This window comes from Nisaea sp. (assembly GCF_039990255.1).
Lineage (GTDB): Bacteria > Pseudomonadota > Alphaproteobacteria > Thalassobaculales > Thalassobaculaceae > Nisaea.
In genome coordinates, this window is record NZ_JBDXGG010000018.1 from 94,152 (window position 1) to 120,070 (window position 25,919).

27 protein-coding genes are annotated in these 25,919 nt (G+C 60.0%); 22 read left to right on the top strand and 5 right to left on the bottom strand.

The window, feature by feature from the left end; all coding sequences use genetic code 11:
- The first annotated feature begins 9 nt into the window (after nt 1–9).
- Genes ABJ076_RS10690 through ABJ076_RS10710 form a run of 5 tightly spaced genes read left to right on the top strand, consistent with a single transcriptional unit; the run spans nt 10 to nt 4,439 of the window.
- Complete coding sequence (locus ABJ076_RS10690; RefSeq protein ID WP_348189966.1) at nt 10–786, top strand: crotonase/enoyl-CoA hydratase family protein; 777 nt, start codon at nt 10–12, stop codon at nt 784–786.
- Nucleotides 783–1,277, top strand: a complete 495-nt coding sequence (locus ABJ076_RS10695; RefSeq protein WP_348189968.1) for a MarR family transcriptional regulator — start codon at nt 783–785, stop codon at nt 1,275–1,277. Before ABJ076_RS10690 ends, ABJ076_RS10695 begins: the two co-directional genes overlap by 4 nt.
- Nucleotides 1,274–3,091 carry a feruloyl-CoA synthase gene (locus ABJ076_RS10700; protein ID WP_348189970.1) on the top strand — a complete coding sequence of 606 codons (1,818 nt, stop codon included), beginning with the start codon at nt 1,274–1,276 and terminating at the stop codon, nt 3,089–3,091. The genes ABJ076_RS10695 and ABJ076_RS10700 overlap by 4 nt, the downstream gene beginning before the upstream one ends.
- 12 nt (nt 3,092–3,103) lie before the next feature.
- On the top strand, nt 3,104–3,976 hold the full coding sequence (locus ABJ076_RS10705) for an amidohydrolase family protein (protein ID WP_348189972.1): 873 nt from the start codon (nt 3,104–3,106) through the stop codon (nt 3,974–3,976).
- 1 nt (nt 3,977) lies between these two features.
- The gene (locus ABJ076_RS10710) at nt 3,978–4,439 is read left to right on the top strand and encodes a DUF3237 domain-containing protein (protein WP_348189974.1); all 462 of its coding nucleotides are present in this window, start codon (nt 3,978–3,980) and stop codon (nt 4,437–4,439) included.
- A 109-nt stretch (nt 4,440–4,548) separates the two neighbouring features.
- On the opposite strand, the gene ABJ076_RS10715 is transcribed toward ABJ076_RS10710, so the two are convergent.
- The 3 genes from ABJ076_RS10715 to ABJ076_RS10725 all read right to left on the bottom strand — a co-directional run bounded on the left by ABJ076_RS10715 (nt 4,549) and on the right by ABJ076_RS10725 (nt 9,375).
- On the bottom strand, nt 4,549–6,561 hold the full coding sequence (locus ABJ076_RS10715) for a methyl-accepting chemotaxis protein (RefSeq protein WP_348189976.1): 2,013 nt from the start codon (nt 6,559–6,561) through the stop codon (nt 4,549–4,551).
- 446 nt (nt 6,562–7,007) lie between these two features.
- Nucleotides 7,008–8,171 (bottom strand): acetylornithine deacetylase, encoded by a 1,164-nt coding sequence (gene argE / locus ABJ076_RS10720; RefSeq protein WP_348189978.1) that lies wholly within the window; start codon nt 8,169–8,171, stop codon nt 7,008–7,010.
- A 10-nt stretch (nt 8,172–8,181) separates the two neighbouring features.
- Nucleotides 8,182–9,375: a M24 family metallopeptidase gene (locus tag ABJ076_RS10725; protein ID WP_348189979.1), complete on the bottom strand. Its 1,194-nt coding sequence runs from the start codon at nt 9,373–9,375 to the stop codon at nt 8,182–8,184.
- A 148-nt stretch (nt 9,376–9,523) separates the two neighbouring features.
- Between ABJ076_RS10725 and eutB the strand changes: the two genes are divergently transcribed.
- From eutB to ABJ076_RS10745, 4 genes are all read left to right on the top strand, one after another.
- Nucleotides 9,524–10,546 carry a hydroxyectoine utilization dehydratase EutB gene (gene eutB, locus ABJ076_RS10730; protein ID WP_348189981.1) on the top strand — a complete coding sequence of 341 codons (1,023 nt, stop codon included), beginning with the start codon at nt 9,524–9,526 and terminating at the stop codon, nt 10,544–10,546.
- Nucleotides 10,539–11,528, top strand: a complete 990-nt coding sequence (locus tag ABJ076_RS10735) for a cyclodeaminase (protein ID WP_348189983.1) — start codon at nt 10,539–10,541, stop codon at nt 11,526–11,528. Before eutB ends, ABJ076_RS10735 begins: the two co-directional genes overlap by 8 nt.
- Nucleotide 11,529: 1 nt before the next feature.
- The gene (locus ABJ076_RS10740; protein ID WP_348189985.1) at nt 11,530–12,012 is read left to right on the top strand and encodes an Lrp/AsnC family transcriptional regulator; all 483 of its coding nucleotides are present in this window, start codon (nt 11,530–11,532) and stop codon (nt 12,010–12,012) included.
- Nucleotides 12,013–12,167: 155 nt separating this feature from the next.
- Entirely contained in the window at nt 12,168–13,544 is a 1,377-nt protein-coding gene (locus tag ABJ076_RS10745; RefSeq protein ID WP_348189987.1) for an aspartate aminotransferase family protein, read from the top strand.
- Nucleotides 13,545–13,622: 78 nt separating this feature from the next.
- On the opposite strand, the gene ABJ076_RS10750 is transcribed toward ABJ076_RS10745, so the two are convergent.
- On the bottom strand, nt 13,623–14,615 hold the full coding sequence (locus ABJ076_RS10750) for a DMT family transporter (protein WP_348189989.1): 993 nt from the start codon (nt 14,613–14,615) through the stop codon (nt 13,623–13,625).
- Between the two features lie 145 nt (nt 14,616–14,760).
- On the opposite strand from ABJ076_RS10750, the gene ABJ076_RS10755 reads away from it, so the two are divergent.
- The 7 genes from ABJ076_RS10755 to ABJ076_RS10785 all read left to right on the top strand — a co-directional run bounded on the left by ABJ076_RS10755 (nt 14,761) and on the right by ABJ076_RS10785 (nt 20,628).
- Nucleotides 14,761–14,895, top strand: coding sequence for a hypothetical protein (locus tag ABJ076_RS10755; protein ID WP_348189990.1), 135 nt, complete (start codon nt 14,761–14,763; stop codon nt 14,893–14,895).
- A 14-nt stretch (nt 14,896–14,909) separates the two neighbouring features.
- A complete protein-coding gene (locus tag ABJ076_RS10760; protein WP_348189992.1) occupies nt 14,910–15,755 on the top strand; it encodes a GNAT family N-acetyltransferase in 846 nt (281 codons plus the stop codon).
- 117 nt (nt 15,756–15,872) lie between these two features.
- A complete protein-coding gene (locus tag ABJ076_RS10765; protein ID WP_348189994.1) occupies nt 15,873–16,541 on the top strand; it encodes an aspartate/glutamate racemase family protein in 669 nt (222 codons plus the stop codon).
- Nucleotide 16,542: 1 nt separating this feature from the next.
- On the top strand, nt 16,543–17,460 hold the full coding sequence (locus ABJ076_RS10770) for a polysaccharide deacetylase family protein (protein ID WP_348189996.1): 918 nt from the start codon (nt 16,543–16,545) through the stop codon (nt 17,458–17,460).
- A gap of 263 nt (nt 17,461–17,723) precedes the next feature.
- Nucleotides 17,724–18,704 (top strand): TRAP transporter substrate-binding protein, encoded by a 981-nt coding sequence (locus ABJ076_RS10775; protein WP_348189998.1) that lies wholly within the window; start codon nt 17,724–17,726, stop codon nt 18,702–18,704.
- Nucleotides 18,705–18,796: 92 nt separating this feature from the next.
- Nucleotides 18,797–19,321, top strand: coding sequence for a TRAP transporter small permease (locus tag ABJ076_RS10780; RefSeq protein ID WP_348190000.1), 525 nt, complete (start codon nt 18,797–18,799; stop codon nt 19,319–19,321).
- Nucleotides 19,321–20,628 carry a TRAP transporter large permease subunit gene (locus ABJ076_RS10785; RefSeq protein ID WP_348190002.1) on the top strand — a complete coding sequence of 436 codons (1,308 nt, stop codon included), beginning with the start codon at nt 19,321–19,323 and terminating at the stop codon, nt 20,626–20,628. Before ABJ076_RS10780 ends, ABJ076_RS10785 begins: the two co-directional genes overlap by 1 nt.
- 12 nt (nt 20,629–20,640) lie before the next feature.
- Here ABJ076_RS10785 and ABJ076_RS10790 read toward each other — a convergent pair whose 3' ends face one another.
- A complete protein-coding gene (locus ABJ076_RS10790) occupies nt 20,641–21,105 on the bottom strand; it encodes a MarR family transcriptional regulator (protein ID WP_348190004.1) in 465 nt (154 codons plus the stop codon).
- 139 nt (nt 21,106–21,244) lie between these two features.
- Here ABJ076_RS10790 and ABJ076_RS10795 point away from each other — a divergent pair, with 139 nt between their 5' ends.
- From ABJ076_RS10795 to ABJ076_RS10820, 6 genes are all read left to right on the top strand, one after another.
- Nucleotides 21,245–22,429, top strand: coding sequence for a 3-hydroxybenzoate 6-monooxygenase (locus ABJ076_RS10795; RefSeq protein WP_348190006.1), 1,185 nt, complete (start codon nt 21,245–21,247; stop codon nt 22,427–22,429).
- A 36-nt stretch (nt 22,430–22,465) separates the two neighbouring features.
- On the top strand, nt 22,466–23,572 hold the full coding sequence (locus ABJ076_RS10800; protein WP_348190008.1) for a cupin domain-containing protein: 1,107 nt from the start codon (nt 22,466–22,468) through the stop codon (nt 23,570–23,572).
- Between the two features lie 23 nt (nt 23,573–23,595).
- Nucleotides 23,596–24,159, top strand: a complete 564-nt coding sequence (locus ABJ076_RS10805) for a maleylpyruvate isomerase N-terminal domain-containing protein (RefSeq protein ID WP_348190009.1) — start codon at nt 23,596–23,598, stop codon at nt 24,157–24,159.
- A 153-nt stretch (nt 24,160–24,312) separates the two neighbouring features.
- The gene (locus ABJ076_RS10810; RefSeq protein WP_348190011.1) at nt 24,313–24,756 is read left to right on the top strand and encodes a hypothetical protein; all 444 of its coding nucleotides are present in this window, start codon (nt 24,313–24,315) and stop codon (nt 24,754–24,756) included.
- A gap of 51 nt (nt 24,757–24,807) precedes the next feature.
- Nucleotides 24,808–25,500 (top strand): MotA/TolQ/ExbB proton channel family protein, encoded by a 693-nt coding sequence (locus tag ABJ076_RS10815; RefSeq protein ID WP_348190013.1) that lies wholly within the window; start codon nt 24,808–24,810, stop codon nt 25,498–25,500.
- A gap of 7 nt (nt 25,501–25,507) precedes the next feature.
- Complete coding sequence (locus ABJ076_RS10820) at nt 25,508–25,915, top strand: biopolymer transporter ExbD (protein ID WP_348190015.1); 408 nt, start codon at nt 25,508–25,510, stop codon at nt 25,913–25,915.
- Nucleotides 25,916–25,919: the final 4 nt, after the last annotated feature.

Genomic DNA, 25,919 nt, shown 5'->3' on the forward strand with positions numbered 1-25,919 from the left:
GGTGTCGTCATGAGTGATCCTGTTCTGACAATTGAGGTGCGCAGCGAGATCGCCGTGCTGACCATGAACCGACCGGACAAGCGAAATGCGATGTGCGATGCGCTGCTGCAGGCGATTGACGCCTTCTTCGTCGCGCCGCCGCCAGAGGTCAAGGCGGTGGTGCTGACGGGCACCGGCGGGCATTTCTGCTCCGGCCTTGATCTCAGCGAGCATGTGGCGCGGGATGCGGAAGGCACGATGCGGCATTCCCGGAGCTGGCATGCGGTGATGGATCGTATCCAGTTCGGTGGCCTGCCTGTGGTTTCGGCCATGACTGGTGCAGTCATCGGTGGCGGTCTTGAACTTGCCACAGCCACTCATGTGCGGCTGGCGGAGCCGTCGACCATCTTTCAGCTTCCCGAAGGACGGCGCGGTATCTTTGTCGGCGGCGGCGCCAGCGTCCGTGTGGGCCGCATTCTCGGCGCTGACCGGATGATCGAGATGATGCTGACTGGCCGGCGCTATTCGGCGGCGGAGGGGCTGGCGCTCGGCTTGACCCATTATGCGGTGGGGGAAGGAGAGGCGCTGGAGCAGGCGCTGGATCTCGCCGCCAAGATCGCCTCGAACGCGCCGCTCTCGAACTACATCATGATCCAGGCTCTCAGCCGGATCGAGGATATGTCCAAGACGGACGGCCTCTTCACCGAAAGCCTTTGCGCGGCGCTGACCCAGACCAGCCCGGACGCGATTGAAGGGCTGGCTGCGTTTCTGGAGAAAAGGGCGCCGAAATTCGGAGGCGCGGCATGACGGCGTCCGAGCGGGCACCCGGACCGGAGCCGCTCTCTGAAGCGGGGGTGTCCGACACATTGCTGCAACGTTTCCTCGGCTACCGGATGAAACGAGCTTTCAGTGTGATCCAGGCGGATCTCGCCGAGACATTGCGCCCGTTCGATCTTCGGATGACCTCCTACACGGCACTGGTGCTGATCATGGATAATCCCGGGCTCAACCAGTCCCAGCTCGCCGCCGTGATGGATATAGAACGGCCGAACCTCGTTGTGCTGGTCGACGAGCTGGAAGGCCGGGAGCTGATTGTCCGCGAGCGGGTGCCGACGGACCGGCGGACCTATGCACTTAACGTCACCCTGGCAGGCAGACGGCTTTGCGAAAAGGCGATGGCAGAGGTCGAACGGCACGAGGAACGGATGTTCAGCGGCCTTCCGCTGGAAACGCGGGCGACGGTTGCCGAAGCAATGACAATCATCCGGCAAGGCGGGGACGGAGGCGGTTTAAAATGAAACGCACCTCCAATTTCCGGCCTCATCGCACCAAGCGGGAGGATCGCCCCGACGGCAGCATCGTCATGCGCTCGGCCTATCCGCTTGGCCCGGTCGTCGAGCGGACAGGAGACTGGCTGCATCACTGGGCTACCGAAGCACCGGATCGCGTTTTCATTGCTGAACGGAGCGGTGCTGGCTGGCGGGAAGAGCGTTTTGCAGATGTTCTGGAAAAAGTCAGGGCTCTGGCAGCGGCGCTGCTGGCGCGGGGCATGGGAACGGGAACACCGATCATCGTGCTGTCAGGCGCCGGAGTGGATCACGGCCTCCTCGCCCTGGCCGCGCAATATATCGGCGCGCCGATCGTTCCCGTGGCCGAGCAGTATTCCCTGATTCATGGTGCCCATAACCGGCTCCGCCATGTGGTCGAGCTGGTGCGTCCGCGCATGGCTTACACCGTCGATGCGGGCCAATATGGCGAGGCCTTGGCGCTGGATATGTTCGACGGCATCGAGATCGTTGCAAGCCGGACCGGAGGACGGAGCGATGTTACGGCATTTGACGATCTGCTGAAGGCGCGGGCCGGGGCGGAGGTCGATGCCGCTTTTGCAGCGGTCACGCCGGATACGGTCGGCAAGATCCTGATGACGTCGGGCTCGACCTCGGAGCCGAAAGGGGTGCTTACCACCCACCGGATGATGTGTGCGAACCAGACCCAGATCGCCGACGCCCTGCCGTTTTTGCGCGAGCGGCCGCCACGGATCACAGACTGGCTGCCGTGGAACCATGTCTTCGGCGGCTCGCACAACTTCAACATGATGCTGGCCAATGGCGGCAGCCTTTATATCGATGACGGCAAGCCGGTGAAGGGGCTGTTCGAGCGCACGGTCGAGAATCTCTCCCTGATGCCCGGAACCCTTTCTTTCAACGTGCCGGTCGGCTTTTCCATGCTGGTCTCGGCCCTGTCCGGGGACAAGGCTCTACGCCAGCGCTTCTTCGAGGGGCTTGACCTGATCTTCTATGCGGGGGCGTCCCTGCCGCAGGAGGTCTGGGAGGGGCTGGAGCGCATGGCGTTCGAGGTCAAGGGAGAGATCCCGCTGATCACCTCGTCCTGGGGACTGACTGAGACCGCGCCAGCCGCGCTGATGCAGATGGAGCCGACGGAACGCTCGGGCGTCGTCGGCGTGCCGCTGAACGGGGTTACGGTAAAGCTCGTCCCGGATCCGGATATGCGCTGCGAGGTCAGGGTCAAGGGGCCGAACATCATGCCCGGCTATTTCGAGGCACCGGAAAAGACCCGGGAGGCGTTCGACGAGGAAGGATTCCTGATCACCGGGGATGCGATGACCTTCGTGGACCCCGAGGATTTCAACCGGGGTCTGCGTTTCGATGGCCGGATCTCGGAAGATTTCAAGCTGCTGACCGGGACATGGGTGCGGGCTGCCCAACTCCGGCTCGATCTCTTGTCCTGCCTCGCGCCGCTCGCCGCAGACCTTGTGGTAACCGGCGCCGACCGGGACGAGATCGGGATGATGATCTTTCCCAATCTCGCCGAGCTTGAGCGGGAGGGATATGCTCTGGATGAGGCGGATGGCGCGCTGACCGACAGACTATTGCTCGGCGATATCCACCGCCGGCTTGCTGAACGGGATCGCGAGTTTTCCGGCAGCTCGACGCGTGTCAGCCGGGCCATCGTGCTGTCCGAGCCGGCGTCGATGCCGGAGGCGGAGATGACCGCCAAGGGCAATCTCAATTTCCGCCGCGTGCTGCAGCGCCGGTCTGCGCTTCTTGAGCGGCTTTATTCCGACGGCGATGCGGCCGTGACGACACTCTGAAGGAACAGGAACATGGTTGATATCTCCAAGCTCCGGGCGATCGACATCCACACTCACGCCGAAGAGCCGTGCGGCTGCCACACGGATGACGGCTATGACGATTTGCAGGCGACGATGGCGCAGTATTTCCGGGCGCCCTGGAAGCATCCGCCAACCGTAACCGAGACCGCACAGCATTATCGCGAGCAGAATATCGCAGCGGTGATCTTCCCGGTCGATGCAGAGCGGGAAACCGGATACAGGCGCTACAAGAACGAGGAAGTCGCGGAACTCGCAGCGGAGAATGACGACGTGCTCATTCCCTTCGCTTCCATAGATCCGTGGAAGGGCAAGATGGGGGTGCGCGAGGCGCGCCGCCTGATCCGTGATTTCGACATCAAGGGCTTCAAGTTCCATCCGACCATGCAGGGTTTCTATCCGAACGACCGGGTCGCTTATCCGCTATATGAAGCGATTGAGGAAGCAGGCGGCATCGCACTTTTTCATACAGGGCAGACCGGCGTCGGCTCGGGCATGCCCGGCGGTAACGGCATGCGGCTGAAATATTCCAACCCGATGTATATGGACGATGTCGCCGTGGATTTCCCGGACTTGAAGATCATCCTGGCGCACCCGTCCTTCCCCTGGCAGGAAGAGGCGCTGGCTGTCGCCCAGCACAAGCCGAACGTCTATATCGACCTCTCCGGCTGGAGCCCGAAATACTTCCCCGAAATCCTGGTCCGCTATTGCAATTCGATCCTGCGGAAAAAGGTCCTGTTCGGCAGTGACTGGCCGATGATTACACCGGAACGCTGGCTTGCCGACTTCGAGAAGATCTCGATCAAGGACGAGATCCGCCCAGACATCATGAAGGGAAATGCAGCGCGCTTGCTCGGACTCTCGTGAGATGCGTGCCGCGCCCGCCCTTCGACCGGTTTGCATGCTGACGGTTGATCTGAGCTCCATCCGCGAGCTCGGCAGGGGGCGGGCCGGCAAGAGGCGTATCATCCCGATTGTCGGTGGCCGGGTTGAAGGACCGGAGCTGAATGGTGTCATCCTTGGCATTGGGGCTGACTGGCAGACAGTTTATGACGATGGCTGTGCTTTTCTGGACGCGCGTTATGCCTTCGAGACACCTGATGGGGGGCTGATCGAAGTTGTGAACCGGGGCTTTCGGCATGGCTCGCCTGAGGTCATGGAACGTCTGGCGGCTGGTGATCCTGTCGACTCGGAAGACTATTACATGCGTACTACAGCCAGTCTGGAGACAGGCGATCCGCGATATGACTGGGTTAACCGCACTCTGTTTGTCGGTACCGGGACGCGTCTGCCGTCAGCCGTCGAGATCGCCCTTTTTGCTGTGACGTGAGTCTTGCCGGCGAGAAGGCGCTGATGGATGCGTAGGGCGGCGAAAGGCGTGGAGCAACGATAGTCGGGACGGTGGACCGGATTTCCGATCCACCGCCAGAATCGCTTCTTTACGCGGCCTTGACAGCCGACAGGAATTTCTGGACCTGATCGCGAAGCTGATCCGCCTGTGCGTTCAGCTCACCGACCACACCGGTCACCTGGGCCGCAGCACTGCCGGTTTCGCCGGCGGCCCTCGTGACCTCGGTGATGTTGACTGTAACGTCCTGCGTGCCCGCAGATGCTTCTTCAACGTTACGGGCAATTTCGGCAGTTGCAGCACCCTGTTCGTCGACAGCTTCGGCAATAGCCGTCGCAACTTCGTTCAGCTCGTTGATGGTGGCGCCGATAGCTTCCATAGCGGTTGCGGCAGCATCCGTTTCGGATTGAACCCCCCCGATTTGCTGGGAAATCTCCTCTGTTGCCTTGGCTGTCTGGGTCGCCAGGTTCTTCACTTCGCTCGCGACCACGGCAAACCCTTTGCCCGCTTCACCGGCCCGTGCCGCCTCGATGGTTGCATTCAGGGCCAGAAGATTGGTTTGTTCGGCGATGTCGGAGATCAGATTGATGACGTCTCCGATCTGTTGTGCTGTCTTTGCCAGACCCTTGACCTGATCATTGGTCGTATTGACCTGGTCCACCGCCCGTTTAGAGGTATCGGACGAATGGGCGACTTGACGCCCGATTTCACTGATCGAAGATGACAATTCCTCAGCCGCTGTAGCGACTGTCTGTACGTTTGCGGATGCCTGCTGTGCAGCGGCTGCGACTGCCGTGGAACGTTCATTCGTCTGGTCCGCGATACTTGTCATTGATCCCGCAGTCGTTTTCATCTCCGTCGCCGACTCGCCCAGGGCGCCCAACAGTTCGGAAACACCGGCATCGAAATCTTGGGTCAGTTTCTCGATCAGACGGCCACGTTTTTCTCGGCCTTCGGCCGCCTGTAACTCGCGTTCGGCCAATTCGTCGTTCTTGATCATGTTTTCTTTGAAGATCTGAACTGCGGCAGCCATGTCGCCGACCTCGTCCCGATGGTCCTGTCCCGGAATTTCGATGGTTTTATCGCCTTCCGAGAGAGCTTTCATGGACGACGTTATCCGCTGGATTGGGCGCGAGATACCGTTGCCGATAAGCCATGCCGCTAGGAGGCCTATGACAACACTGATCAGTGAAACGACGAAAGTCGTGGTGATCGCGGCCTTCATGTCGGCGCTTGCTTTGGGGCCGACAGTGTCCTGCTCGGCTTTGATAGCGAGCTTGAGCGCTTCCATATCCGAAGCGACTTGCGGTCCGATCTGGTCCAGCGTTCCGAGAATGATATCGTTGCGCGCATTAATCGTCTGGTTGACCTGCGCGAAGGCTTTATCATAGGTGGTCTGAAGATCGGCCACTTCCTCGGCGAGCTTCCGGCGGGTCGGGTTCTGGAGCTCAGCCAGCATTTCATTGTGGTGTCGCCGCATCTCTGCTGATTCTTTTAGCACCCGGTCAAAGGTCGCTTCGTCGTTCGTGACCAGGAATTTTGTCGCGTAGAGTCGCATCAGCAACAGGTTACGCTGAACCATACCTGCCAGGAAGGCTGCATGGGCGTCGTCATCTTCATCGGCGCTCTTCATGATGGCGGTAAGTTTCTTTTCGATCTGCGGCCCGACAACGTCCAGCGTCCCGATAACGAGTTCATTTCGCAGCGCCTGCAGACCGGTCACCTCTTGGAAAGACGTGGAGTATTGCTCAAGGCTTTCACCGGAATGCTTGATTGTTTCTTTCATTGCACCGCTATCGGCAATTTTTGCGAATTCGTCTTTTAAAGCGAGCGTTTTCCCGATGCGCGTGTTGACCGTTTCGATATTCTCCGGGCTGCCATTGATAATGAAGTTTTTCACCGCAAGACGGGCTTCCAGCAGGTTTGCCTGGACACGACCGGCCTGGTTGCTCTGAAGGGCAATAGACCTGTACCGAGTGAAAATATCGTTCGCTTTGCTGATTTCGCGCCATCCGGTGAATGAGATCAGCAACAGGAAGGCGATAACGATAGCGAAGCCGCCGTACACCTTGATCGAGATTTTGATGTTTTTGAGAAGATTCACTTTTCACGCTCCGGTAGGTCGGACTGGTTGCCCGTTTTGGATGCATGAAGGAGATTGAACTCAAAATCATGCAAAACAATGGCAATGATTTAGGAGTTTGGGATTTTAAGAAGTATCTATTAAATATTGATTAATGGGTTTTTCTCAGACGAAGGAATTCGAATTTACGAGATATGCTCTGCGCCAGTGATTTAGGTATTTTATTTGGTTAATTTTGAAGAGCTCGAGTCAAAATTATTATTTTATTGATGGGGCGCATTCTTGTGCTGGTGTTTTTGATTTCTTCGAAAAGAAGAGTGAGTTTGTTCGGAAAGCACTCAACACATGGGTGATCACAGGGCTTTGGGTCGTGCCTAACGCGCGCAGAATTTCGCAGACCATCGTTGATGATGCTGTGTGAAACGCTGACGCAGGTTGTTGCGCTCGTTTGGTTCATCGTTCTGAGCTCAACGGGTCAGCTTGGCAGTCAGTTTTTCCAGCATAACAAGGCACTGGTCTATCTGGTCGAGGGCGATGAATTCGTCCGGCTTGTGGGCCTGCTCGATGGAGCCGGGACCGCAGACGACGGTGGAGATACCGAGTTTCTGGAACAGGCCGGCCTCGGTCCCGAATGCCACTAGGTCCGCGCCGTTCGCGCCGGTCAGCTCAGAGACGATTTTCAGGGCTTCGTTTTCCGGAACCGGCTCCAGTCCGTCAACTTCGCCAATGATCTCTGTGCTGATATCCGCATCCTTCGAGACCGCGCGCATGGCTGGCAGCAAGTCGTCATTCACGTAGGCGGCGATTTCTCGTTTCACGAAATCCGCATCGCTGTTCTGGACTGGGCGCATTTCCCAGTCGAGATGCGCCAGACCGGGAATGACGTTGTGGGCGATACCGCCGGAAAGGCGCCCTATCTGAACCGTTGTCCAGGGTGGATCGAAGCGGGAGCCTTCGGGTGCCTGGCGTTTAAGAACTTCCCGCAGCTCCATCAACCTTGTGACGTAGCGGACTGCATATTCCACCGCATTGACGCCGAGATCCGGTTGCGAGCCGTGCCCCTCAAGACCACTGAAGGTCACGGTATACTCGCAGCAGCCCTTATGACCTTCGATGATCCGCATTTCCGTCGGCTCGCCGATGATGCACACGGCTGGCTTGTAAGGCAGGCGGGCGAGATCTTCCATCAAGGCCCGCGCACCGAAGCAGCCGACTTCCTCGTCATAGGTGAAGGCGAAATGCACCGGGCGCTTTAGCTCCGCCGCCGCATAACGCGGCGCCATGGCGAGGGCGGCGGCGATGAAGCCTTTCATGTCGCAGGTACCGCGGCCGTAAACCCGTCCGTCGGCGGTGCGCATGTTAAACGGGTCGCTGGACCAGGCCTGATCCGTCACCGGGACCACATCGCTGTGTCCGGACAGGACGATGCCACCATCCACTTCCGGGCCGATGGTGGCGAAGAGATTTGCCTTCGTCCCGTCCGGATCTCGGAAGGTGTGCACGCTGGCGCCTAGCCTGCCGAGATAGTCCGCCGCATAGTCGATCAGCGCCAGATTGCTGTCGGCGGAAACGGTCGGGAAGGCGATCAGGTCGGACAGGATCTGAAGCGTTGTCTCGCGGCTTGGATGCATGATCAGTTCTTCAAGCCTTCACGAACAGTTTGCGCTCGACATCGGCCAGACATTCGGCCGGGCCGTCTTCGGTAATGCGCAGGGTTTCGGTGATTTCCAGACCCCAGTCGTCCATCCAGAGCGCGGGCATGAAATGGAAGGTCATGTTCGGTTGCAGCACGGTATTGTCGCTCGGCCGGATGGACATGGTGCGCTCGCCCCAGTCCGGCGGATAGCTTAGCCCGATCGGATAACCGCAGCGGCCCTCCCGCTTGACCCCGTGCTTCTCCAGCACGGCATAAAAGGCGCGGGCGATATCTCCCGCCGTGTTGCCGGCGCGGGCTGCTTCGATGCCGTCAGTGATGCCCTCAAGCACGACTTCCTCGGCCCGCAGCATGTCGATCGGAGGGGTGCCAAGATGGATCGTCCGGCAGAGCGGGGCGTGATAGTGACGGTAGCAGCCGGCGATTTCGAAGAAGGTGGCCTGTTCCGGCTCCAGCTCGGTGTCGTCCCAGGTCAGGTGCGCCGCGCTGGCATCCTTGCCGGTCGGGAGCAGCGGCACGATGGCCGGATAGTCGCCACCGAAGCTGCCCTCGTCATCCTCACCGCCCATCAGGCCGGTCCGGTAAATCTCCGCCACCAGCTCGTTCTTGCGCAAGCCCGGGCGCATGAGTTCATAGATGGCGGCATGCATCTTCTCGACGATATGGGCCGCCCGGCGCATGTATTTCAACTCCGTCGCAGATTTCACCCCGCGCTGCCAGTTCACGAGCCCGGTGGCGTCTTCGATAGCGCCTTCATGATTTTTTGTAAGCACGCTGTGAGCGCGAGCGGAGTAGTAATAATTCTCCATCTCGACGCCGAGCGTCAGCTTGTTCCACCCTCGTTCGGCAATCGCGATGCCGAGGTCTTCCATGGCGTGGCAGTCGGCGGCCATGACGTAATCGTCTGAATAACCGCGGATATTGGCTGCATCCATGTAGCAGGTCCGCATGGCGCCTTTGGCGTCCATGCCCCGGCCCCAGAAAACGGGCTCCCCGTCGGATCCGACAATGACTCCCTGATGGACATAGAAGGACCAGCCGTCATAGCCGGTCAGCCAGGCCATGTTGGACGGATCAGAAATGAACAGCACTTCAATCCCGGCTTTCGCCATCGCCGTCCGGACCTTGATCAGCCGCTCGGCGTATTCGTCGCGGGAAAACGGGAGTTTGACGTCGGGCATGAGGCGAAGTCCACTGATCGGATTACAAGACTTGGAAGATCTGGCGATTGAGCATCAACATCCGCTGTTTGACAATCGCCGTGACATGTGGCGGATGCTGAAAAGAAAAAAGACCCATTACTTGTCCTCATTCGAAGGAAATTTGCCTGTGAGTGCTTGGCGTCAGAAACTCTCGCTGGAGCATGTGTCGGCTGCCCGGACGGCCATCGCGGGCACGGCGCTGGAATCACCACTGGTGCAGTCGCCATTTCTCTCGAAGTTGGCCCGCACGGACGTCTTGCTCAAGTTGGAGATTGCCCAGCCGATTGGTGCCTTCAAGATCCGCGGGGCGGCTAATGCCATCTCCGTCCTGCCGGATGCGTGCGCCGGCGTGACCTGTTGCTCGACCGGTAATCACGGGCGTGGTGTTGCATATGCCGCCAAAGCGCGCGGGTTGCGGGCAGTGGTCTGCATGTCGGAGCTGGTGCCGGAGGCCAAGGTCGAAGGCATTCGTGCGCTTGGTGCCGAGGTCCGGATCATTGGCAGCTCACAGGATGAGGCGGCGGAAGAGAGCAGGCGTCTGGTGGCGGAGGACGGGTTGGCTGAAATTCCGCCTTTTGACGATCCGCTGGTCATTGCCGGACAGGGCACCATCGGGCTTGAGTTGCTGGACAGCCGGCCGGATCTTGAGACCCTGCTGATCCCGCTTTCCGGCGGTGGCCTTGCTGCCGGGATTGCGCTGGCTGCAAAGGCACGCAAGCCTGACATTCGGGTGATCGGTATTTCGATGGACCGTGGCGCGGCGATGTATGAATCGCTTCGCGCCGGGCGGAACGTTGCTGTAGAGGAGTTGCCGAGCCTTGCGGATTCTCTTGGAGGCGGCCTCGGCGCCGATAACCGGCTCACCCTGCCGGTGTGCCGTGAGTTGATTGACGAGACCATTCTTGTGACGGAAGCGGAGATTTACCGCGCCATGCAATGCCATTACTACGAGGACCGGATTGTCTGCGAAGGTGGTTCCGCCGTTGGTGCGGCAGCGTTGCTGGCGGATAAGTTGCCTGATGTGCGAGGCCCGATGGCAACCATCATCACGGGCCGTAATCTGGATATGAACATGCACGCGGACATCATGGCCGGGCGGAGTATACGCCTTGGTGACCTCACTCTCGAAGGAAAGCCCTATCATGCCTGATATCAGCGTTCTGACCGAAGCCGACCTGCGAGCCCTCGTGACGCTTGATCTGGAAGCGGTCGACGTGGTCGATAGCGCCTTCAGGGCGCTGGCCAAGGGCACCGTCGTCATGCCGCCGATCCTTTCCATGGATATCCCGGCGGTTAATGGCGAAGTCGACGTGAAGACTGCCTATATTCCGGGCTTTGATGGTTTTGCTATCAAAGTCAGCCCCGGTTTCTTCGACAATCCCAAGCTTGGTCTGCCCAGTCTGAACGGGCTGATGATTCTGTTTTCGGCCAAAACCGGCCTGGTTGAAGCGCTGTTGCTGGATAACGGTTATCTGACAGACGTGCGTACCGCAGCCGCTGGAGCCGTCGCCGCCCGGCATCTAGCGCCAAATGTGCATACTGCCGGGGTAATCGGGACTGGCGTTCAGGCCCGGTTGCAAATCGAAGCAGCGTATCTCGTCCGCCCCTTCAAGCGTGTACTGGTCTGGGGGCGGGATAAGGAGAGTGCAAAGAAGTGCGCTGACGATCTGTCGGACAAGCTTGGAATTGACGTCCGCGTCGAGACCGACCCCGCCCGGCTTGTCGCTGAGAGCCAGCTCGTTGTCACAACCACACCTGCGCGCGAGCCACTGTTGCAGGCGGATTGGCTGCATCCGGGCCTGCATATTACCGCCATGGGATCGGATCAGGCGGGTAAGGCGGAACTTGATCCGGTTATTTTCCGCCGGGTGGATGCCTATGTGCCGGATCGGCTCAGCCAGTGCCGTGTTCAGGGCGAGCTGCGGTCCGCCATCGACGCCGGAACGGTGGACGCCGGCACGGTCTTTCCTGAGTTGGGAGATGTTATCGCGGGCCAGGCGCCTGGCCGGAAATCTGCGTCGGACATCACCGTCGCGGATCTGACTGGCACCGGCGTGCAGGACACGGCAATCGCCACCCGCGCCGTTGCGCTGGCCGTAATGGCCGGGGCTGGCAGCCGGATTACCTCCTGACATGGCGCTGAAACTCGATGCTCGCGATGTGAAGATCCTGGCCATTCTTCAGCAGGAAGGCCGGATCTCGAAATCGGATCTGGCGCGGCGGGTGAACCTGTCAAACACACCGTGCTGGGAGCGGCTGCAGCGGCTTGAGATGGCTGGTATTGTGCGTGGCTACGGTGCTCGCATCGCGCTGGAAATGTTCGCTGAGCATGTCACCGTTTTCGTGACGGCGGAGCTGGAGAACCACCGGAGCGAGGATTTTGTCCGGTTTGAAGAGGCCGTCGGAGGCGAGCGGGAGATTATCGGTTGCTGGGCGCTTGGCGGCGGTCTCGATTATCTTTTCCAAGTCGTGAGCAGCAATATCACGACATACCAATGCCTGATCGACCGGTTGCTGGAAAGCGAGGCCGGGCTGAAACGCTATTACAGTTACATCGTCACCAAGGAAGTGAAATCGGGCGGCGCGATTCCGTTGGAGCTGTTTGCGGGCGACTGATCCGGCAGAAAATCCTGCATGCCCGGGGCGCTATCGGGCGAAAAACTCTCTATCAGATAGCCGGACTTCAGTCAGACCTTCGCCATTCGCGGGACTAGGCTCTTGGGAGAACAGTCTTGGGCCGTCCGGTCCGTCCGCAGCGATAAGGAAAAACGATGCTCACCAATGACCAACTCGCTCAGTGGGACCGGGAGAATTTCTTCCACCCCTCGACCCATCTTGCCCAGCATGCCCGTGGCGAAACTCCAACGCGAGTGATCACAGGCGGCTCCGGGGTCTATATCGAGGACCGTGACGGCAAGAAGATGCTGGACGGGTTCGCGGGGCTCTATTGCGTGAATGTCGGCTATGGCCGTCCGGAGATCGCAGAGGCCATCGCAACCCAGGCGAAAGAGTTGGCCTACTATCATTCCTATGTTGGGCACGGTACCGAAGCCTCGATCACGCTCTCCAAGATGGTGCTCGACCGGGCGCCGTCGAACATGTCGAAGGTCTATTTCGGTCTTGGCGGCTCGGACGCGAACGAGACCAACGTGAAGCTGGTCTGGTACTACAACAACGTGCTTGGCCGCCCGGAGAAGAAGAAGATCATCTCGCGCTGGCGCGGCTATCACGGCTCCGGACTGGTGACGGGCTCGCTGACCGGGCTTGAGCTGTTCCACAAGAAGTTCGACCTGCCGTTGTCGCAGGTCCTGCACACCGATGCGCCGTATTATTTCCGCCGTCCCGACCTTGCTCAGAGCGAAGCGGACTTCACCGCCCATTGCGTCTCCGAGCTGGAAGCGTTGATTGAGCGTGAGGGTGCGGACACCATCGCCGCCTTCATCGGTGAGCCGGTGCTCGGCACCGGCGGCATCGTGCCGCCACCTGCCGGATACTGGGCGGCGATCCAGGCCGTCCTGAAAAAGCATGACATCCTGCTGATCGCCGATGAGGTGGTCACAGGCTTCGGACGGCTCGGCTCGATGATGGGCTCTGACCATTATGGTATCGAGGCCGATATCATTACGATCGCCAAAGGCCTGACCTCGGCCTATGCGCCGCTTTCCGGGTCGATCATCTCGGACAAGGTCTGGAAGGTGCTGGAGCAGGGCACGGACGAGCTTGGGCCGATCGGCCATGGCTGGACCTATTCTGCACACCCGATCGGGGCCGCAGCCGGTGTGGCGAACCTCGATCTGATCGACCGGCTTGGCCTTGTCGACAATGCGCGGGAGATGGGGGCCTATTTCAACAAGGCACTGGCAGATGCGCTGGGCTCCCACGCTCATGTCGGCGATGTCCGGGGCGAGGGGCTGCTGGCCGCTGTCGAGTTCGTTGAGGACAAGGAAAAGCGGACTTTCTTCGATCCATCCCGCAAGATTGGTCCCGCCATGGCGTCTGCGTTGCTGGAGCAGGGCGTCATTGCCAGGGCCATGCCGCAGGGCGACATCCTCGGCTTCGCGCCGCCGCTCTGCCTGACCAGGGAAGAGGCAGATATTATCGTTGGCGCTACAGTCAAGGCAGCAGAGACGGTGTTCGGCGCGGCCTGATCGGCGGCTCCTTAACATACTCTGGAACATATCTGGCCGGGCGCTAGCACGTCTCTGCGTGCTGACGCCCGGTTACGGTTATTCCCGGGCTGTCGCGGCCCGTTTCTCGGCCCTGACCGTATAAAGGGAGGTCGCGATGATGATGATGGCGCCAATCGTCGTCTCTAGATCGGGAATCTCGGCGAATACGGCGAAACCGATGATTGTCGCAAAGACCAGCCGGATATAGTCCATGGGGGCAACGGCCGAGGCTTCCCCCTCCTTGAAACCATGGATATTGGAGAGCTGGCCGCAGACGGAGAACAACCCAATCGCGCCCATGATGAGCCATTCGTTGAGACTGGGAGTGACCCAGAAGTAGATCGTCGGCGGCACCATCAGAAAGCCGACGAGAATGGCCTGATAGCTGAGAATGGTGACGGGGCGGTCGAACTGGGAGACCTTGCGGATGATCACCATGACGACTGCTGCCGAGGCTGCTGCGATCACTGCCATAAGCGCATAGATGTTCAGGCCGTCCGGCCCCGGCTGCACCATTACCAGCACCCCGGCGAATCCGATAAGCACGGCGAACCAGCGTCGTGGTCCCGCGATTTCCCGGAGAGCGACCATGGCAAAAATGGTAACGAACAGGCTTTTGGCGAAGCCGATGGCGGTTGCTTCCGCCAGAGGCAGATGGACCACGGCGGTGAAGCCACAGGTCATCGCGATCAGCGCCAGGACGACCCGTGTCAGGTGCAGCCCCAGATGGCGGGTTTTCAGGATATCCGGGAAGCCGGAAATCAGAACCGGCATCACCGTGCAGGTCATCACAATTTGCCGGAACAGCAGGATTTGCACGACCGGGATTGTGTCGCCGATAGATTTTATCAGCGCGACCATGACGGTAAAGAATAAGGCTGCAATCGCGACCCAGATTGCGCCTCGCGCGTTGCCGGGCAATGCTTTGAAGGGGACTGTGACCGGTTTTCCCAGCACAGCGAGATACGTCGCGAATTTACGGAAAACGGTGAGTGCGGTCTCAGGTTGCTGCGGTTCTTGAGGCTTTTTGCCGTCGGGTTCGGAGACCAAGATTGCGAGTCCTTCGGAAGCAGCGCTGCACTGTCTGGCCGCGAAGCTGTTTTGAGCTGAATGCACGTCGGGTAGGCCGCAATCTTCGCAGAAACCGCGTTCGACTGTCTACGTCCGGTCTGTGATCGACCTCTGTGTGGTCGCAATGGCGGCAGCTGTAAAATTCTCCGACGCGCTGGTTGGACTTGGGCTGAAGACATGCAAACGTCTGGCGTATGAAAGTCCGGGGCTGAAACTCTTCGGCGGAGTTTTCGTTGCCGATGCCCCAGAAGCCGAATGACGGAGGCCTGAGCGATGGAGCAGGGTTACACAATCCGCACAATGACGGGCGCCGAGGTTCTGGAGGCGGTCGGCTGGGCTGCTGCCGAGGGCTGGAACCCTGGCGCCAGCGATGCGGCCTGTTATACATCGGTCGATCCGGAAGGTTTCATTGGCGGCTTTATCGATGGTCGCATGATCGCGTCGATCTCTGTGATAAATTACGATTCAGCCTTCGCCTTTTTGGGGTTCTACATTGTCCATCCGGATTTCCGAGGGCAAGGATATGGCTACACGCTGTGGAAAGCCGGGATTGCCCATGCCGGAGCGCGTATGGTGGGGCTCGACGGGGTCCTGGCGGAGCAGGAGAACTACAGGCGCTCCGGCTTTGAATTCGCTTACAGGAATATTCGCTTCGGCGGCTTGCCTAAAGCTCTGGCCGCTGAAGAGGGCGCATTTCTGAAACCGCTCACATCGCTTTCCGATGAGCTTGAAGCCTACGACCGGAAGCTGTTCCCGGCGCCGCGCGAACGTTTTCTTGAGGCTTGGATCACTGCGCCGGATCATGAAGCTTTCGCGGCGATCCGTGATGGCGAACTCGTTGGCTATGCTGTGGCAAGGCCCTGCCGGGCAGGCACCAAGATCGGACCTCTGTTCGCCGATGATCCCGCTATTGCGCGCCAACTTTCGAAAGCAGCTAGCGATGGGGCGGGGGGAGGCGAGATATTTCTGGATGTCCCGGAACCGAACAATGCGGCATTGGCGCTTGCCCGTTCTTTAGGGCTGGAGCATGTTTTTGAGACAGCTCGGATGTATCGTGGCATTGCGCCCGACGTTGACCTTGAGCGGGTTTACGGCGTGACAAGTTTCGAGCTTGGATAAATCAAGCGGCCATTTCGCGCTATGCGGCTGTAGTTGACGAAGAAACCCTTGTCGGCGAAAGGTTACGGTCAGCACCTCTCCCGCGACCGTTCCCCCGTTGCTGCACCGAGATAAGTCATGAGCCAGAAACACCGCATTCTTCTGATTAATCCGAACGCCACTCAATACGTAACCGAGCGCATGGCCGTCGCCGTTCGCGAGGAACTCGGCCCGGACTGGTATGTGGAGGAAATGACGAATGTCGGCGCTCCCGACATCATTACCAACGATGCGGGCCTGAAGCTGGCGACCGATCTGATGGTTGAGGCCTTCGACAAGGGCTGCGATCCGCTCGATGGTGTGATCGTGGCGGCCTTTGGCGATCCGGCGCTGCAGGAATTGCGCGCCAAGCTGCCGGTGCCGGTTGTCGGTATTGCCGAGTGCGGCATGCTGGAGGCGGCGGAGCACGGCAATTTCGCCATTGTCGCACCGACGCCGAACCTCTTTGACGCGATCACCGGTCTCGCCAAAAATTATGGTGTCGGGGACAAGCTTTCCGCCCTGTTGACCACGAAGACCGACGCTTATGTTCTGATGAGCCAGCCGGAAGCGCTGGTCGAGACCCTGCATGGGATGATCGATGAGGCAGTTGCGCGCGGGGATGTCGATGCCGTGGTGATCGGCGGCGGTCCGCTGGCCGATGCGGCGAAGACACTGGCGGCCAACGCTCCGCCATGTCCGATCGTGGGCCCGGTTCCCGCCGCTGCCCGGCGTATCCGCAAACTCATTCTTGGCGAGGATGCGTGAGGTGAGCGGGCGCGACTTTCTCGGCTACGGCAACACCCCGCCGAACCCGGAATGGCCCGGTGGGGCGCGGCTTGCCGTGTCTCTGGTCGTCAATGTCGAGGAGGGGGCGGAATATTCCGTTAGCCTCGGCGATCACCGGAATGAGCCTGTCTACGAAATTGTCGAGGAAGTCGAAGGGGCCTCAGATCCCTGCAAGGACACGCATTTCGAATACGGCACCCGCGCCGGCTACTGGCGCATCATGGGGCTGCTCGACCGCTACGGCATGAAAGCCTACATGAATTGCTGCGCCCGGGCCCTGACCCTGTCGCCCTGGATGGCGCGGGACATGGTGGAGCGCGGTCACGAGATCGGCTGTCATTCCTATCTCTGGGAGCGCCATGCGGGGATGAGCGAGGAGCAGGAGCGGGAGATCATCGCCCGCTGCGTGACCGAGATCGAGGCTGCCGCAGGTGTGCGCCCGGTCGGCTGGCACACCCGTTCCGCCCCCAGCCCGAACACGAGGCGGCTGCTGGTTGAGGAAGGTGGCTTCCTCTACGACAGCGACGCCTATAACGACGATCTGCCTTTCGTGCAGGAAGTCGACGGGCACGCGCACGTGGTTCTACCCTACGCCTTCGATACAAATGACATGCGGTTCCAGCGCGGCGGCGGTTTCACCTATGGCGACGATTTCGCGAAATACTGCGTCGATGCCATCGACTGGCTCTGGGCAGAGGGCGCCACGGCGCCGAAGATGATGACCATAGGCCTGCACCTGCGGATCATCGGCCGGCCGGGCCGGATCGGCGGGTTGGACAAGGTGCTTAAGCATTTGAGCGAACTGGACGGCGTATGGGTTGCCCGGCGGGACGATATCGCGAAACATTGGCGGGCACGTGCCGGTCTGCCGGAATGGCAGGGCCGGGACGTCTGCTAACGAAGGCATGCCCGGTAAGCGATCATATTTGTATGCTGATTGCATAGAAACTAAGCAAAATACCTAATGGAGACAGAACAAAAATCTCCGAAGTATCTGAAGGGAAACAAAAAAATGGCGTCCATTCTGGACTCCTTCTTGCAAGCGTGGGGCAGGCGCAGAATTGCGTGGTCTCTCTCCGGGGCCGGTTCTCTAAGCGCTTCCTTCCTTCAAGGGCGGTGTTCTGTCGCCCTAAATCAAGAACACAAGAACAGGAGTGGCAAATGGGTAAAATGAAGACACTTTTGGCTTCCGCCGCGATTGGCGCCGGAATGCTGGTGACTGCGGGCAATGCCCAGGCGGTGGAATGGATCATGGCGTCCGGCTATCCGGACAGCAACTTCCTGACCAAGAACCTGAAGATGTTCGTTGAGGATGTGAAAGCAGGCACGTCTGTCGATATTCAGCTGAACTCCAATGATAGCTTGATCAAGCTGGACGCGATCAAGACTGCCGTGCAGCGCGGCCAGATCCCGATCGGCGAAATTCGCCTCGGCGTCTACGGCAACGAAGATCCGATGTATATCCTGGCCGGTCTGCCTTTCATTGCGCCGGATTATGCCTCCGCATGGCTGCTGAAGGATCTGCAGAAGGGCTATTTCGACGCAATCTTCAAGAAAGCCGGCTTGCGGGTACTGTTCTATCAGCCGTGGCCGGGTCAGGGCTTCTACACCAAGTTCCCGGTCACCAAGGTCGATGACTTCAGCGGAAAGAAGCTGCGTATCTATTCCACAGCGACCCAGAAAATGGGTGAAATGCTTGGCTTCGATGCAACCATCCTGCCGTTCGCCGAAATTCCGCAGGCCTTCTCCACCGGCCTGATCGAGGCGCTGTTCACCTCGCCGCAAACCGGTATCGATATCCAGGCTTGGGACAACACCTCCAACTTCACTTATGCCGGTGCGATCTTCTCCAAGAACGCGGTCATTGTGAGCGAGAAATACTTCGCCGCCCTGTCGCCGGAAGATCAAGCGGGAATGCTTGCCGCTGCGGCCAAAGCCGAGCTGCGGGCGTGGGAAATGAGCGCGGAAACCACCGTGGCCCAGATCAAGGTTCTGACGGATAACGGTATGACCGCCGCCACGGCGCCGGAAGAAGTTACCGCCAAGATGAAGACCATTGGTCTCGAGATGATGAAAGGCTGGCGTGAAGGCGCGAGCCCGGAAGCGAACGCGGTTCTCGACCGTTATCTCGCGCTGAAGTAAGCCAAGATCGGCGGCCGCCTCCATGCGGGGCGGCCGCTGCCAATTCCGTATTTAGACCCACCCCTTAGAGACAATCCCCCGAGAGACATTCAATGGCGGCACGACGATTACTGGACGGCCTCTATCTCTGGAGTGGCTATCTGGCTGCTTTCTTCCTGGTCGCGATATCGCTCACTATCGTGGCCCAGATTGTTGGGCGGTTCTTCGGGGTCGCAATCGATTCAACCGAGAGCGCAGGTTTTAGCCTAGCTGCTTCGACCTTCCTCGGGCTCGCCTATACTTTTCGGCATGACGGGCATATCCGGGTCACCCTGTTGATCCGCCTCGCAAAGGGACCGCTGGCGAAATTGACCGAGCTCTGGAGCGTCGGTTTCTGCGCTGCAGCCATGGGCTACCTGACATACTGGGCCTTCGACCTCGTTTATTTTTCATACATCTTCCACGATATCAGCCCGGGATTGCTGGCCATACCGTTCTGGATACCGCGCTCGGCCATGGCGCTCGGCTCGCTGATCCTGACAATCGCACTCGTTGATGAATTCATCGGCATTCTGCGCGGCCAGACGCCGAGCTATGTCAAAAACGCAACCGCTCTGTTTTCGGGGGATGACGACTGATGGATGCCGGAATGATCTCTGCCATTCTTTTCATCCTGATGCTTGGCCTGTTGGCATCCGGGATATGGGTCGCGCCGGCGCTGCTGGCTGTTGGGTTCTTCGCGCTGGAATTCTTCTCTCCCGCACCAGCGGGCTCTCTGCTTGCCAGCACGGTCTGGGATGCGAGCTGGAACTGGGCGTTGACCGCATTGCCTCTGTTCGTCTGGATGGGAGAGATCCTGTTCCGGACACGGCTCTCATCGGACATGTTCAACGGCCTCGCGCCCTGGCTCGCCCGGTTGCCGGGCGGATTGCTGCACGTCAACATTGTCGGTTGCGGCGTTATGGCGGCGGTTGCCGGCTCCAGCGCGGTCACTTGCGCCACGGTCGGCCGGATGAGCATCCCGGAGCTGAAGAAGCGCGGCTATGACGAGAAACTGTCCATAGGCACGCTCGCCGGATCAGGAACGCTCGGCCTGCTGATTCCGCCTTCGATCATGCTGATCGTCTATGGCGTTATCGCTCAGCAGTCGATCTCACGGATGTTCATTGCCGGTGTGGTGCCGGGCATCCTGATCATTTCGATTTTCATGGCCTATGTCGCGATCCGCGCGCTCTTGAACCCGGAACTCGCCCCACCGCAGGAAGAACGTCTTACATTCCTTCAAAAGGTGAAGGCATCCCGCTTGCTGTTCCCAGTGGTGCTGCTGATTTTCTGCGTGATCGGCTCCATTTATGGCGGTTTCGCCACGCCGACTGAAGCGGCGACCATCGGTGTGCTCGGTGCGTTGGGGTTAGCCTGGTGGTCGAGGTCGCTGAACTGGACGTCCTTCATGGACAGTTTGATGGGCGCTGTCCGCACATCCTGCATGATTGCTTTCATTCTCGCGGGGGCGGCATTCCTTTCAATTGCCATGGGCTTCACCGGCGTCCCGCGCGTACTGGCGAGCTATGTAGATGCTTGGAATTTGTCGCCGGGAATGTTGCTGGTGCTGCTGACTGTGCTCTATATCTTCCTCGGTTGTTTCCTCGACGGTGTTTCCATGATGGTGCTGACGGCCGCTGTGGTCCTGCCGATGGTGGAGAGCGCCGGGATTGACTTGATCTGGTTCGGTATCTTCACGGTTATCGTGGTCGAAATGGCTCAGATCACCCCGCCGGTCGGCTTCAACCTGTTCGTGTTGCAGGGCATGACGGGGCGTGACCTCATTCAGGTGACAAGGGCCTCGATGCCGTTCTTTTTTCTGATGTTGCTCGGTATCCTGATCATCGCCCTGGTGCCGGAGCTGGTGACCTGGCCGGTCGAGTACATGATCCGGAAGAACTGACCGAAGACGGGATCACTCCGGCTCGATCAGGGGGGCGCGGCTTAACGCGTTTCTGGAACTGGCGAGTTTTGCTGCAAGGCGCAGGAATTCCGCACGCTCTTCAGGCTCCAGTCCTTCGGTCATGAGTGTCTGGATGTCCTGCACCAGCGGGGTCACCGACCGGTAAAGATCACGGCCCGCGTCTGTCAGATGCATTTCCCGGGCGCGCCGGTCGCGCGGGTTGGTCCTGCGGATCACCAGCCCTTTTGCCTCCAGCTTGTCAAGAACCGTGCCGATGGTGGCCCGGTCATAGGCGATCAGCCCGGCGAGCGTTGCCTGATCGATACCGGGCTTCTGCTCCAGCGTGGCGAGGCAGGCATATTGCACCGGCGTCAGGTGATATCCGCTCGCCTTCAGACTGTCTTGAAACACCGACACCGAAATCTGGTTCAGCCGCCGGATCAGGTGTCCAGCCATGCTGTGGATCGGAAGTGCCATCATAACTCCGGCTGTCGCCTGTAATATAGTAAGTATGCTTATCAACTTGACCTTTCGATGCAACAGGTATTCTGTTGGCGGCTGAAGAATGCCTTTTACGGTATCGGCCGCAGCAAGACGGCCCGGGCAGGGAGGATAGATGGCGGATCGACCCATACTCATCGCCGGAGGCGGTATTGGCGGCCTTGCTGCTGCTGCCGGGCTTGCGCAGAACGGCTTCCCTTCGCTGGTGCTTGAGCAGGCGGCGGAGCTGGGCGAGATCGGCGCCGGTATCCAGATCGGCCCGAACGGCTTTCATTCCTTCGATTATCTCGGCATCGGCGACGAGGCCCGGGCGCAGGCGGTCTATATCGACGCGCTCCGCCTGATGGACGCGCAGACCGCCGAGGAGATCGCGCAGGTGCCGCTGGGCGAGGATTTCCGCCGCCACATGGGCAATCCCTATGCCGTGGTCCACCGGGCAGACCTGCACAAGGCGCTGCTGGATTATTGCGTTGCAAGTCCGCTGGTGGAGCTCAGGACCAGCCACAAGGCGACCGGATACGAACAGGATGGAAACAGCGTCACGCTGTTGCTGGATGGCCGCGATCCGCTTGTCGGCAGCGCGCTGATCGGCGCCGAGGGCCTGCATTCACCTGTGCGGTCTCAGCTCGTCGGCGACGGGGCGCCGCGCATTTCTGGCCACACCACTTACCGCTCCGTCATTCCGACCGAGCAGATGCCGGAGGATCTGCGCTGGAACGCGGCGACACTCTGGGCCGGTCCGAAATGCCATATTGTCCATTACCCGCTGAAGGGCTGGAAGGTCTTCAATCTGGTGGTGACCTATCACCGCGATCTGCAGGAGGCAATTTCCGGCCGTCCGGTTTCGAAGGAAGAAGTCGCGCAAGGGTTCGAGCATATCCACCCGCGCGCCCGGCAGATCATCGAGCATGGTGACAACTGGAAGCTCTGGGTGCTGTGCGATCGGGACCCGGTGGACAATTGGGTCGATGGCCGGGTTGCCCTGCTCGGCGATGCGGCGCACCCGATGCTGCAATATTTCGCACAAGGCGCCTGCATGGCGATGGAAGACGCGGTCTGTCTTGCGGAGACTATGAAGCGGCAGGACGGCGGTATCGAAACGGTGCTGGAAAGCTATCAGCAGCAGCGTATCGCCCGCACAGCGCGGGTGCAGGTCGGCAGCCGCTTGATCGGCGATTACGTCTATCACCCGGACGGGGCGCTGGCAGCGGCGCGCAATCAGGTGCTGTCCAGCCGGTCGCCCGCCGAATGGTACGACCGCCTGCACTGGCTGTACGGCTCGAACGGATTGCAGAACTGAGCGGCATTGGCCGCGACATGAACTGAGGAGGAAGAGATGAGCGCAGAACAGGATCATTCGAACGTCGCGCATGCCATGCAGCCTGACGACAGCCCGGAGCTGCGCGCGCTCTACAAGGGGTTTGAGGACGAGCATCTGATGCCGCTCTGGACTCAGCTCGGCGATCTGATGCCGATGCACCCGAAGCCCAAGGCCGTGCCGCATGTCTGGAAATGGTCGAAGCTGCTGCCGCTGGCGGAGAAATCGGGTGAGCTGGTGCCGGTCGGACGGGGCGGGGAGCGCCGGGCCATCGGCCTCGCCAATCCGGGGCTCGGAGGCAATGCCTATGTCAGCCCGACGCTGTGGGCCGCGATCCAGTATCTCGGCCCGAAGGAAACCGCGCCTGAACACCGTCATGCCCAGAACGCCTTCCGCTTTGTGGTCGAGGGTGAGGGCGTCTGGACGGTGGTGAACGGCGATCCGGTGCGGATGAGCCGGGGCGACTTGCTGATGACGCCAGGATGGCATTTCCACGGCCATCACAATGTCACGGACAAGCCGATGACCTGGATCGACGGTTTGGATATTCCGTTCTCACAGCACAATGATGTCGGCTTCTTCGAGTTCGGCTCGGATACTGTGACGGATTACGCGACGCCTGATTTCTCACAGGGCGAGCGGCTCTGGTGCCATCCCGGCCTGCGTCCGCTCTCTGGCTTGCAGGATACGGTAAGCACGCCGATCGGAGCCTATCGCTGGGAATTCACCGACCGCGCCCTGACCGAGCAACTGCTGCTGGAGGACGAGGGCCAGCCAGCGACGGTCGAGCCGGGCCATGCCGCCATCCGCTACGTCAATCCGACCACGGGCGGGGACGTGATGCCGACCATCCGCACCCAGTTCCACCGCTTGCGTGAAGGGACCGAAACGCGGCCCCGGCGCGAGGTCGGCTCTTCCGTCTTTCAGGTCTTTGAAGGTTCCGGCGCGGTGGTGCTGAACGGTGAGGAACATAAGCTGGAGAAGGGCGACATGTTCGTCGTGCCGTCCTGGGTTCAGTGGTCCCTGCAGGGCGAAACCCGTTTTGACCTGTTCCGCTTCTCCGATGCCCCGATCATGGAACGGCTGAATTTCGCCCGTACCAAAATTGAAGGCGTCCAAGACTGACGGGCATCGGGACTGGAAAGGCTATGCGCTACTCTCTTGATGAGGAACGCGCCGCATTGCGAGCCCGGCTCGGCAGCGGTGCACGATATGACGCTCCAATGGCGCCGGCGGAGGACCTCATCCTCGCGCGCCGTGGAACGGCCTATTTCGCGCGCAAGCTGAATGAGTTGGCGGACAGTGATCTCGACGCGCCGTCGCTGGCGTCCGGCTGGAGCCGTCGGCATGTGGTCGCTTATATCGGTTATCACGCGCGGGCATTGACCCGGCTTGCGGACTGGGGACGGACTGGTGTTGAGACGCCGATGCACGCCTCTGCTGAGGAACGCGATGCTGAGATCGACCTTGGAGCGACGCTCCCGGCCCAGGCGTTGCGCCATCTTTACACCCACTCCGCCGTGCATCTGAATGTGGTGTGGCGCGATCTGGAAGATGCGCAATGGGATGCCATTGTCAAGACGCTCGACGGGAGCGCCATCAGATTGCGGGAGCTGCCTTTGTTGCGGGCGCGAGAAATCTGGCACAGCGCGTTCGAACTTGGAAACGGCGGGGCGGTTTGGGATCTTCCGCCGCAGTTACGCACCTCGTAGGTGGGCAGAACCGAATTAGGGTTAAAATCGTCTTCAGTTGTTAACTAAAAGCACTACGACAGTGGTTGCAATGGTCATGTCGTTCCTGTACCTAATTCTCAAGTCAGTAATGCGAATGACTCGCAATAATATTTCATCCGTGAAGGTAGGCTCATGGGATTGGCGCGTCTTTTCAAAACGGGACTCTTCGCGTTTGCGCTCGGGGCGATTTCCGTACCCGCACTCGCGACGGATGTGGCGAAAAAGCATCTGCTTCTCGAGTTGAACAAGGTCGAGAGCGTGGGCGGTGACTGCCGCACCACATGGGTCGTGAAAAACACCACTGGGACGAACCTTGAGACAATGAAGCTCGATTTTGTCGCGTTCGATACGGACGGAATCGTCGTGCGGCGCGTCATCGCCGATATGGGGCCGATACATACTGAACACACACGGGTGAAGCTGTTCGATCTCAAGGAAATTAACTGCGGAAATGTCGGCCGCGTTCTGATGAATGGCGTGAGAACGTGCGAAGGCGGGAGCGCGGCAGTCGCGCCGGGGCTCTGCGCGGACAATCTGCAGACGGCAACGCGGGCAGCAGTGCCCTTTACGCAATAACCCGATCGCCCCAGTGACGGAATTTGCCGAGATGGCGGCAGGAGAAAACTAATGACGGCAGCGATCGAAGAAATCATGGGCTTCATGGATGCGGGCGGACCGATCATGTATCTGCTTGCGGTCATGTCCGTGGTGGCGACGACCGTTTTTGTCTCCAAGATGGTGCAGTTCCTGATGCTGCGCCTCTGGAATGGCCGGGAGCGGGACGAGGCTCTGGCGATGTGGCGTTCCGGCCATGGAAAAGCGGCGATTGATGTGCTCGAAGATGGCTCGCATCCGGCTGCTGCGATTGCCCGCTATGCCATGCAGTTGCGGCAGAACCGCGATATTTCTGAAGCCGAGGCGCGGGAAGAAGTGGAACGGGTCGCTGGACTGTTCACGGACCGGCTCTCCTCTGGCCTGCGGTTGCTTTCATCTATTGCCATGCTGAGCCCGTTGATTGGTCTCCTCGGCACGGTCATCGGTATGATCGACGCGTTCAAGGCGCTCGAGACCGCGGGCAGCAAGGTTGATCCCTCAATCCTTTCCGGCGGTATCTGGGTGGCGCTGCTGACCACGGCTGCCGGTTTGGTGGTCGCTATTCCGGCGACGGCAGCACATCAACTGGTTGATGGCATTGTCGAGCGTGCGGGCCGGGCGATGGAAGACGCCGCGACGCAGGTCTTCACAGCCGCTCCGGTGCCTGTCCGTCGTAGGGTTGCGGCAGAGACCATCCCGGAAGGCGCGCTTCAAGGCGCGGAGTGAGGCCATCATGCGGCTCAGTGCTGGGCGCCGCCGCCCCACGGCAGAGATCAGTCTCACGCCGCTGATCGACGTTGTTTTTATTCTTCTTATCTTCTTCATGCTGGCCTCGAGTTTCCTCGACTGGCGGGCTATTGGTCTGAAAACCGCCAAACTCGGGAATGTGGCTGGTGCCGCATCAGAGGGTTCCGTGCTGGTGAAGCTGCGGGCCGACGGGGATTACCTGGTTTCCGGAGAGCGGATGAGTCGCATCGATCTCGCTGATCGTCTGAAAACACTGGCCGGGCGCGAGACTAAACCCCGCGTTGTCATTGAGGCAGAGACGGGCGTACCGGTTCAGGCCGTGGTCAAGACTGTGGATATGGCGGCTGAGAGCGGCCTAACCGACGTGACACTTGCGAGCAGGGCGGAGCGCTAGGGGC

Excerpts from the sequence above, each read along its gene's own strand:
- ABJ076_RS10780 (WP_348190000.1), top strand. The coding sequence starts at position 18,797 with ATGGCGGCACGACGATTACTGGACGGCCTCTATCTCTGGAGTGGCTAT.
- ABJ076_RS10810 (WP_348190011.1), top strand. The coding sequence starts at position 24,313 with ATGGGATTGGCGCGTCTTTTCAAAACGGGACTCTTCGCGTTTGCGCTC.
- ABJ076_RS10745 (WP_348189987.1), top strand. The coding sequence starts at position 12,168 with ATGCTCACCAATGACCAACTCGCTCAGTGGGACCGGGAGAATTTCTTC.
- ABJ076_RS10820 (WP_348190015.1), top strand. The coding sequence starts at position 25,508 with ATGCGGCTCAGTGCTGGGCGCCGCCGCCCCACGGCAGAGATCAGTCTC.
- ABJ076_RS10690 (WP_348189966.1), top strand. The coding sequence starts at position 10 with ATGAGTGATCCTGTTCTGACAATTGAGGTGCGCAGCGAGATCGCCGTG.
- ABJ076_RS10725 (WP_348189979.1), bottom strand. The coding sequence starts at position 9,375 with ATGCCCGACGTCAAACTCCCGTTTTCCCGCGACGAATACGCCGAGCGG.
- ABJ076_RS10710 (WP_348189974.1), top strand. The coding sequence starts at position 3,978 with ATGCGTGCCGCGCCCGCCCTTCGACCGGTTTGCATGCTGACGGTTGAT.
- ABJ076_RS10735 (WP_348189983.1), top strand. The coding sequence starts at position 10,539 with ATGCCTGATATCAGCGTTCTGACCGAAGCCGACCTGCGAGCCCTCGTG.
- ABJ076_RS10815 (WP_348190013.1), top strand. The coding sequence starts at position 24,808 with ATGACGGCAGCGATCGAAGAAATCATGGGCTTCATGGATGCGGGCGGA.
- argE (WP_348189978.1), bottom strand. The coding sequence starts at position 8,171 with ATGCATCCAAGCCGCGAGACAACGCTTCAGATCCTGTCCGACCTGATC.
- ABJ076_RS10755 (WP_348189990.1), top strand. The coding sequence starts at position 14,761 with ATGGCGGCAGCTGTAAAATTCTCCGACGCGCTGGTTGGACTTGGGCTG.
- ABJ076_RS10790 (WP_348190004.1), bottom strand. The coding sequence starts at position 21,105 with ATGGCACTTCCGATCCACAGCATGGCTGGACACCTGATCCGGCGGCTG.
- ABJ076_RS10695 (WP_348189968.1), top strand. The coding sequence starts at position 783 with ATGACGGCGTCCGAGCGGGCACCCGGACCGGAGCCGCTCTCTGAAGCG.
- ABJ076_RS10760 (WP_348189992.1), top strand. The coding sequence starts at position 14,910 with ATGGAGCAGGGTTACACAATCCGCACAATGACGGGCGCCGAGGTTCTG.
- ABJ076_RS10785 (WP_348190002.1), top strand. The coding sequence starts at position 19,321 with ATGGATGCCGGAATGATCTCTGCCATTCTTTTCATCCTGATGCTTGGC.
- ABJ076_RS10795 (WP_348190006.1), top strand. The coding sequence starts at position 21,245 with ATGGCGGATCGACCCATACTCATCGCCGGAGGCGGTATTGGCGGCCTT.
- ABJ076_RS10765 (WP_348189994.1), top strand. The coding sequence starts at position 15,873 with ATGAGCCAGAAACACCGCATTCTTCTGATTAATCCGAACGCCACTCAA.
- ABJ076_RS10740 (WP_348189985.1), top strand. The coding sequence starts at position 11,530 with ATGGCGCTGAAACTCGATGCTCGCGATGTGAAGATCCTGGCCATTCTT.
- ABJ076_RS10800 (WP_348190008.1), top strand. The coding sequence starts at position 22,466 with ATGAGCGCAGAACAGGATCATTCGAACGTCGCGCATGCCATGCAGCCT.
- ABJ076_RS10705 (WP_348189972.1), top strand. The coding sequence starts at position 3,104 with ATGGTTGATATCTCCAAGCTCCGGGCGATCGACATCCACACTCACGCC.
- ABJ076_RS10805 (WP_348190009.1), top strand. The coding sequence starts at position 23,596 with ATGCGCTACTCTCTTGATGAGGAACGCGCCGCATTGCGAGCCCGGCTC.
- ABJ076_RS10775 (WP_348189998.1), top strand. The coding sequence starts at position 17,724 with ATGGGTAAAATGAAGACACTTTTGGCTTCCGCCGCGATTGGCGCCGGA.
- ABJ076_RS10700 (WP_348189970.1), top strand. The coding sequence starts at position 1,274 with ATGAAACGCACCTCCAATTTCCGGCCTCATCGCACCAAGCGGGAGGAT.